The following is an 8,312-nucleotide window of genomic DNA, read 5'->3' as shown; positions in this document are numbered from 1 at the left end:
CCCGTGTAGATGTCGTCAGCGTCCGTACCGAACATCGAGTCGTTACCGGTCGTACCGAACTCAATATTTGTAGCCATAGTGTTCCTCCTAAAAGCACCAAGAGAATCTGTTTAGCGGGCACCTGAGCATGCCCTTGGTCCCTCGTTAACTAAAACAATTGCTTGTTGTCAACAACGCACTCCTCAGCACGCCGCTTTTCAACTGCGGCCATACTAATGGCAGAAATTTTGGAACACAATCCAAAAAAAACAAGAAATTACGCACTTTTTGGTAGTTTAGCCCACAAGCTTGGCCCAGCGCTGCACCACAGGGTTGATGGAACAAGGGCTGACCGCAATATTCGCCAAGGTTCCTGCGGCTCCGTGGCATGCGCGCTCATTCTGGCAGTCGGCCGTCAACAGCCCCCGTATTTTTTGAGCAACTGAGCAATAACCGGCTTGTGAGCACTCAATTTTTTGCAAATTTCTTCGGTATCGTTGCCTAAAAGACCCACTTTGAAGGGGCCTTCCGGGAAATCTTCATAGGAAAAGCGTTGCTCGGGCGGGAGAAAATCCCGCTCGAATCTCAGATTCTGCTCAAAGTGCCTGTCCCGAATCTGTTGCTGAACCTTATGTGGCACTGTTGGCCTTGCCCGGAAGGCGGGATCTTCAAGGGCAAGGCGCTGGACTGCCGCGTAAAGCTCCCACCAATCTTCGCCAAAATGCGCCCGGTGCGGCACAAGAGCACGGACAAACTCCAGCAGCGGGCCACCGATGCTTGGATTGCCGTCTTCGCTGATGTAGTCGAGCGCGCTCAGCTGGGTTTCGTCCAGCCCGGCCAGTTTCATGAAGTCTGCGCGAACGTCACCGGCGTGGAACCGGGTACGGTCGAAAAGGCGGGCCTTGATGGTAGCGTGGGGCAAAGCGGCTTGCCACGCGGCCATGAAGTCATGATAGGGCACATAGAAGTGTGCCGCATATTCCTCAAAGGTCGCCGCCGTGTTACCTGCCTTCACACGCTGCGCGTATGAAGAATAGAGATAGTCGAGCGGTTCACGGAAGTAGGCGACAATCGTGACCGCGAAGTCCTTTAGATGCGGCACCATGCGCTGTGGGTCGATGTTCTGAAACGCCTCACTGCTGACGATGCTGCGCGGATGATCCACCAGTTGATCCCAGAACCCGGCAACCGCCGTCTCATCTAGGCTGCCGCTATCGGCATAGAAGTGGGCCACTGGATGATGGGCATAGGGTTGGCGGTGCAGGACAGGGTAATGGAGGCCGAGCTCCACAAGCCTCTGGTCATTGGCGCACAGGAAACGCTGCAGTGACGATGTCCCGCATTTGTGCCTGCCGATATGCAGGATAAGCTCCGGCCTTGCTGACATGCTTGTGTTTGCGCCTTCCTTGTGGCATCCGGCTCAGCGCCGGTTCCCTTCCTTATAGACGTTGCGTTGATACCGGTTGCAGGATATACGCGCAACAGACCTAACGTCATATTCTGACTAATGCTATTTACGGAATGGAACAAGCGTGGCCGACGAATGGAAAATCAAATGCCTGGTGCCGGACCTGCCAAGCGCACAGGAGGTACTACCCTACCTTGAGCGTATGGACAGCGCGCGCTGGTATTCCAACTTCGGCCCTCTGGTAACAGAGTTCGAGGCCAGGATGGCCGACTTCATCGCACAGATGTCGCCCACATGCCGCACACCGCTGCACACTGTCACATTCTCTTCCGCGACCACCGCGCTTGAACTTTATTTCCGCGCGAGCGGCCTGCCGGACGGCGCACGCATCCTTGTGCCGGGGCTGACATTCTCTGCCACCGCCGCTTCGGTTGCGATTACCGGCAACACACCTGTGTTCAGCGATGTAGACCCGGACACATGGGACCTGACCCCCGCAATCGCCCGCGCTGCACTTGAGAAAGGCCCGCTTGACGCCGTCTTGCCGGTGGCCATCTATGGCTATCCGCTTGATATGGATGCCTGGGCCGCCTTTGAAGCCGAAACCGGCGTGAAGGTGATTGTGGACGCGGCCGCCGCCCTTGGAAACCAGCATGTGCACGCCGACGTGCCAGTAATCTTCAGTTTGCACGCCACCAAACCCTTTGGGGTTGGCGAAGGTGGCCTGCTGGTCACAAGCGACGCTGCACTCGCGGACAAATGCCGCCGGCTGTCGAACTTCGCGTTTGATGACGGCACCAGCCGCGCCATCGGCACAAACGCCAAGATGGCGGAAGCCATGGCAGCCTATGGCCTTGCCCAGATTGAACGCTTCCCAGCCGTACAGGCGCGCCGCCGGGAAGTACTTGCGGCCTATGTCTCTGCACTCGGGACCAAACACTTCCATCCCAAGACAGCGGATTATGTGCCCGGCACCCTGCTGTTTGATACTGAGGGTAAGGCCGACGCTGTCGAGGCTGCGCTGACGAGTGCGAACATCCAGATCCGTAAATGGTATTTCCCACCACTCAGGGAACATGCGGCCTTCAGGGGTGCGGACATCGCAGGACAAGGCGTCTCAAACGAGTTGCCGGTCATCGAATCCCTCAAGTCTCGCCTTGTGGGCCTGCCGTTCCACGCATTCCTGAGCGACGAAGACATATCCCACGTTGCAGACTGTATCCGCAAAACGACAGTTTAGAGGGCTGGAATTTCCTGAAGCATGCCGCTAGAAAGGGCCAAGGGGAGCGATTGGCTTCATTCTTTTGGCTGACAGGAATTACTTTAAGTGTTTGTGGAACTCTTGAAAGCGGTTGAGGCCGCCGTACACGGCAGGAAATTTGACGACGCCCGGAAACCGCTGAACCAGATCCTTGAGAAGGTAGAAGCGGGTAAATCCGGCCTCGGCGGTCGCTCGGACACCCTGACCATCGTGAGCGAGAAAGAAGCCACCCGTATTGCCGCCGCCATCACCAGCCTTTTGACGGCACATGACTATACCCCACCCGTAGGCTTCCTTCTGGAGCTGAACCGTTTCAAGCGCGCCCTTGTGCAAGTGTTCGAAATCAGTGGTTACCGGGGCACGGATCACTTGGTCGGCATGTTCGGCAAAAGAAACGGTGACGAGTTCACGTATAAGCGCAGCGAGCTGATGCGCCTGTTCGCCGGCATCTCCATCAACTCGATGACCGATATCCTGTTGGATGTATTCCTGAAACTGCCGCCCAAGGATAGCCTGCCCAGCTTGTTTGGCTTCCTGTCGGAACAGATGGTCTATACCAAACGCGCGGAAAATATTCGCAGCCGGTTGCTAGCGCTTGGTGACCACTGGAAAGACGTGGATGTGGCGCCCTATACGGTGCTGACCGTCGGCCCGCCCTATATGGGCTGCAGCTATGCCGAAGCGCCTCACAAGCACCAGATTAAACGCTGCTTCAACGGCATCGTGCGCAACTGGGCGGCCCAACAGAAAATTGTCGATACCAAGCTGCCGTCGAAGCGCGCGCGGCCCAAAAAGCCAAAGCTGGTTATATTTGCAGAGCTGTATAACGCCGGTCATGCCATGCACCGCTGTTATGGCCCCTCGATCCGCGCACTCAAGAAGTCGTTCGACACGACACTGCTGATTGCAGATTCGCCGGTGAATGCCGAACTCAAGTCCCTCGCCCACACGGTGGAGACAGTGAAGTTCAAACACACAAAGGCGAAAGAGCTGAGCGACAAGATCAAATCGCTGAACCCGGATATCATCTATTATCCGAGCATCGGCATGCGGTTCTCAACCATCATCCTTTCGACCCTGCGCCTCGCGCCCATTCAGGTCATGACCTTCGGCCACCCGGCGACCACCATGTCGGACGCGATTGATTATGTGATCCTGCCGGACGAGTTGATGCAGAACGAGGCCACCTTCTCGGAGAAGGTGATGATGCGGCCGACAAAGCCCTTCTTCGCGCACCGCACGGACGCCATCAACATCAAGCCTGACATCGCGCTTGAGCCAGAAGTAGTGCGGATCGCGATCCCCGCATGGTCACGCAAGATCACACCGACATTCCTTGATACCTGCCGCCGCATCCGCGACCTCGCGAAAACGCCGGTGGAATTCTGGTTCTTCCCGAATGCTTCTGGTGTGCTTCATCAGGCCATCATGCGCCGCTACGCCGAAATCATGCCGGAAGACAAGGTGCTGCCGCGCAAAGGCTATAACGACTATATCGCCGACCTGAACCAGTGCGATATCTTCCTCAGCTCTTTCCCATTCGGGGCGACAAACGGCATTGTGGACGCAGCCTTGCAGGGCCTGCCTATTGTGAACCTGATGGGGGATGAGGCACATACCGCGAACGACGCCTCACTTGTGAAAGACCTGGCGCAGCCGGAATGGCTGACCGCGCATTCGGTTGATGACTTTGTCAAAGCCGTTGTCCGCCTTGTGGATGACCCGGGCCTGCGCGTGCAGATCAGCCGCAATATCCTCGCTGGCGACCCGGAACGTGCTTTCTTTGTCGAGGACGGCGAAGACGCATGGGAGTTTGATATGATCATGAGCTATATCAACGAGCACCACGAAGCCATTCAGGCATCAAACCAGCGCGCATGGCCCTATGAAGACATGCTTGCCGCCATGCAAGGTGAGGCGAGCGCTTAAAAGCGCAGGGCCGCCAGCATGTCTGCTGCGAAGGTGGGGATGGCAAGCGCCATGGCCACCTCGCGTCGTTCCTTGAAAGAATCGTCGATAAATGCCGTGCCACCATGGGCGCGGACCATATCGCTTTTGGGCGTGCCGTCGGTGAGCCAATGAATACGGGCAAAACATCCGGGGTCGATACCATGCTCACGCAATGTGATCTCAGGCTCCCGGAAGTGCCGGGTGATCAGATGAATGGCTACGCCGGCTGCATCCGCGCGCTGCATGAACGCGCCAAACCCGTCATGCGGCGCGCCGTGCACCAGCAGTGTGTCGTCAAGGTCGAGGAATACCGGCCCCTGTGGCACCACGATTTCACCACCACGTGCAAGCTGCAGTGTATTTGCGGGGGCAGGCAACAGCGCTACCGGCTGGCCAAACGCTTCAAACAGCGAAAGCAGAATGAGGTTGGCTCCAAACAGGCGGTGCAAGCGCAAGCTTTGGGCATCCAAGCCTTCCAACCGCCGATATCCGCCTTCAGGCTCAGGAGTGAGCGTCCAGCAGCCCGGCTTATGGCTCAACCCGGTGGCCGCGGCGCGGACTTTGGCCGTCGCTGGCTGCAGCGAAACCTCACCGCCCTTGAAAGCCAGCGTCGCACAATAGATGAGTTTGCCGTCCCGCGATGTGTAGCAGGCATAGGTGTCGCCCGTGTCGGCCTGTGCGTCTGCGCCGGTGCTCCAGTCAATGACAGGAATATGGTTTGTGCCCTCATGTGAAGGCGCGCCTGGCAGCAGTATAACCGCGTCCAGATTGGCGGTATCATTGTCCAACAGGATCAGCCGGACGGATTTTTCATACCGCAGGCATGCTGTCACCTCAGTGGCGATAGTGCCCTCTGCTGGCAGCACCAGAATGTTTTTGCGTTCAACCATAAAGCCGACGGCGGCCCTCCCCACCCCTGTTTCCTTGACTTTACCCTGCGCTATGGCAGATAAACAGCCAAGGAATTCAGACTATATTCTAAGCCCTTATAGCAGCCAGGTCGCAATATTCGGAAGCATCATCAATGCTGAAAAAAATAACCTCATGGCGCGCGAGCCGCGAAGCGGTGCAGCAAGCCAGAGAAAATTTCGACCCGGACTTTTATGCCAAAAGCTACCCGGACGCCCCCAAAGGGGCCGCGGCAGCCTTTGCGCATTACCTCAAGAAAGGCTGGAAGCTGGGCTATGACCCGGCGCCGTGGTTCTCCACCCGCGCCTATCTTGAAACCTACCCGGACATTCGCGACGCTGGGCTGAACCCCTTTGTGCATTATGTGAGCCGTGGCCGCGCGGAGAAAAGGCCCTTGCCCGCCCCCGCTGACACCACCGCAGATGCCGAGGATAGCATCAGCGCCGAGATGGCCCGCGTTGCTTCGTCAGGCTATTTTGACGCCGAATATTATCTTGAGCGCAAACCGCCGCTACCAGCGGGTACTGACCCCCTGCGCCATTTTGTTGAGCGCGGCTGGCGCGATGGCCGCAGCCCGTCTTACGGTTTCGACATCCCCTATTTCGACCGTCTGATGGGTGAGAAGCGGCAGCACGCCAAAAACCCGATCCTCGATTTTATTGACACCGGCCTTGAAGGGCAGATGACCCCTAACCGCTTTGGCCTCACCATGCCGCCAGCCCTGGCCGCGCCAGCTGACGATGTATGGAATAACATGACGCCCATGATTGTGCCGAACGAAGCACCGGCCACCGACATCATTATCCCGGTATATCGCGGCATGGCCGAAACGCTGACTGCGATTGCGTCCGTACTGGCCGCTGAAAACAGCGCCCCGGCTAACCTGATTGTGATTGACGATGCGAGCCCTGAGGCGGAGCTTTCCGCCAAGCTCAAATCGCTGGCAGACAAAGGGCTGTTCACCCTGCTGGTGAACGAGGAAAACAAGGGCTTTGTTGGCACCGTCAACCGCGGCATGGCCTTACACGGCACCCGTGACGTGGTCCTGCTGAACGCGGACACCGAAGTTTACGATCACTGGCTTGACCGCCTGCTCGCGCACGCAGAAGCAGACGAACGAATTGCCACCATCACACCGCTGTCCAATAACGCGACCATTTGCAGCTACCCTGAAACGCTGAAGAACAACCACCTCGCGTGTGAGTGTGACGGTGCCGCGCTGAACGCGGCTGCATTTGACGCCAACAAGGGTGAACTGATCGACGTACCCACCGGCGTAGGCTTTTGTTTCTACATCCGCCGCACGGCGCTTGATGCCATTGGCTTGTTTGATGAAGCAACCTTTGGCCGCGGCTACGGTGAAGAAAACGACTTTTGTGTGCGCGCGGCTGAGGCTGGCTGGCGCAATGTCATAGCGGCAGATGTTTATGTTACCCACCGCGGCGAGGTATCATTCGCGTCAGATGCCGGCGCACTGCAAGCAGCTGGCCTCAAAGCGCTTCTCGCCAAGCACCCGTCATACCTCGGCGATGTTCACCGCTATATCGCGGAAGACCCCAGTTTGCGTGCCCGAGCCCGCCTTGATGCCATGCGACTCAAACGGTCCATGGGCAAGGTTGCGCTTTTCATCTCACACGACTGGGGCGGCGGCATTGAAAAGAACATCAAGGACCTGAAGGCGGAGCTTGCAAGTGAGGGTATCGGTGTGGTGGTGCTGCGCTCGGTCAAACATATGTCTGAATATGTGACCTTTGATGCGCGGGACGGCTTTTTCACACCGAACCTGAAGGAACTGCATGTCCATGCGGATCATGATTTCCTCAGTGAACTCATCGCAATCCTCGCGCCCACGCTCATCCACGTGCACAGCCTTGTCGCGTTTACCGAGGCCGCACGCGATACGGTCATGTCCCTCGTTCAGTCGTCGGGTGCGCCATACTATTTCACCTTCCATGACTATGCGCCGATCTGCGCGCATGGCCAGTTTGTCACGCCCGCGGGCAATTACTGCGGCGAACCGGGGCTAGAGGGCTGCCGCACATGCGTACGCCGCTATCCGCCCGTGAACGGCTGGGTTGATGTGGACGCCTACCAGGCACGCTACCGTGCGTTTATCGGCGGTGCCAAAGGCGTTTTCGCCCCCTCGCCCGATGCGGCGGCACGGGCCAACGCCTTCCTTGGCGAAGGCAAATGCCAAGCCACGCCCCACCGCGAAGACAATGTACTGGGCGAGGCGGCCACAACAAAATCCGGTACGCCGGGCAAAAGCCGTAACCTGCGCCTCGCCTTTGTCGGTGCCATTGGCCCGCACAAGGGCCGCCGGGTGATGGAAGCCTGCGCGCGCGATGCCTGGGCACGTGACCTCAAGGCCGCGTACCGATTGTTCGGCTACTCCGACACCGGTTCGGGCGGCATTGAGACCCTGACCATCATGGGCAAATACGAAGGCGACAAGGCGCTGGCTGACCAGCTGCGCGCCTACAAGCCTGACTATCTGATGCTGCTGTCCATCTGGCCGGAGACTTATAGCTATGCGCTGTCGGTCGCCTTCCGGCTCAATATCCCTCCTGTTGTGCTTGATATTGGCGCGATGGCGGAGCGTGTGCGCGCCACCGGCTTTGGCCATGTGCTGCCCTACGAATGGGCCGATGCGCCAGACCGCATCAATGACTTCCTGTTGAGCACGCCGCCCAAACGCCTCAATACCGCACAATATAAGGCCCTGATGACCGAAATGGACCAGCAAGGCCAATCAGATGAAAGCGCTACAGGTAAATATGGACTTGCGATGCGCTAGGCCGCGCC

At 58.0% G+C, this 8,312-nt stretch carries 5 protein-coding genes; 3 read left to right on the top strand and 2 right to left on the bottom strand.

Annotated elements, in window-relative coordinates:
* Positions 1-394 precede the first annotated feature (394 nt).
* Entirely contained in the window at positions 395-1,366 is a 972-nt protein-coding gene (locus B150_RS0118730; RefSeq protein WP_020401492.1) for a hypothetical protein, read from the bottom strand.
* A gap of 145 nt (positions 1,367-1,511) precedes the next feature.
* On the opposite strand from B150_RS0118730, the gene B150_RS21905 reads away from it, so the two are divergent.
* Both B150_RS21905 and B150_RS0118720 read left to right on the top strand, forming a co-directional pair.
* On the top strand, positions 1,512-2,627 hold the full coding sequence (locus B150_RS21905) for a DegT/DnrJ/EryC1/StrS family aminotransferase (RefSeq protein WP_020401491.1): 1,116 nt from the start codon (positions 1,512-1,514) through the stop codon (positions 2,625-2,627).
* Positions 2,628-2,714: 87 nt separating this feature from the next.
* Positions 2,715-4,577 carry a hypothetical protein gene (locus tag B150_RS0118720; RefSeq protein ID WP_020401490.1) on the top strand — a complete coding sequence of 621 codons (1,863 nt, stop codon included), beginning with the start codon at positions 2,715-2,717 and terminating at the stop codon, positions 4,575-4,577.
* Here the strand turns inward: B150_RS0118720 and B150_RS0118715 are convergent.
* On the bottom strand, positions 4,574-5,488 hold the full coding sequence (locus B150_RS0118715; RefSeq protein ID WP_020401489.1) for a hypothetical protein: 915 nt from the start codon (positions 5,486-5,488) through the stop codon (positions 4,574-4,576). The genes B150_RS0118720 and B150_RS0118715 overlap by 4 nt on opposite strands.
* A gap of 134 nt (positions 5,489-5,622) precedes the next feature.
* Here B150_RS0118715 and B150_RS21900 point away from each other — a divergent pair, with 134 nt between their 5' ends.
* Entirely contained in the window at positions 5,623-8,304 is a 2,682-nt protein-coding gene (locus B150_RS21900; protein WP_020401488.1) for a glycosyltransferase, read from the top strand.
* Positions 8,305-8,312: the final 8 nt, after the last annotated feature.

It is taken from the genome of Kordiimonas gwangyangensis DSM 19435 = JCM 12864 (assembly GCF_000375545.1).
GTDB lineage: Bacteria > Pseudomonadota > Alphaproteobacteria > Sphingomonadales > Kordiimonadaceae > Kordiimonas > Kordiimonas gwangyangensis.
This window is presented reverse-complemented; position numbering and strand designations above follow the sequence as displayed.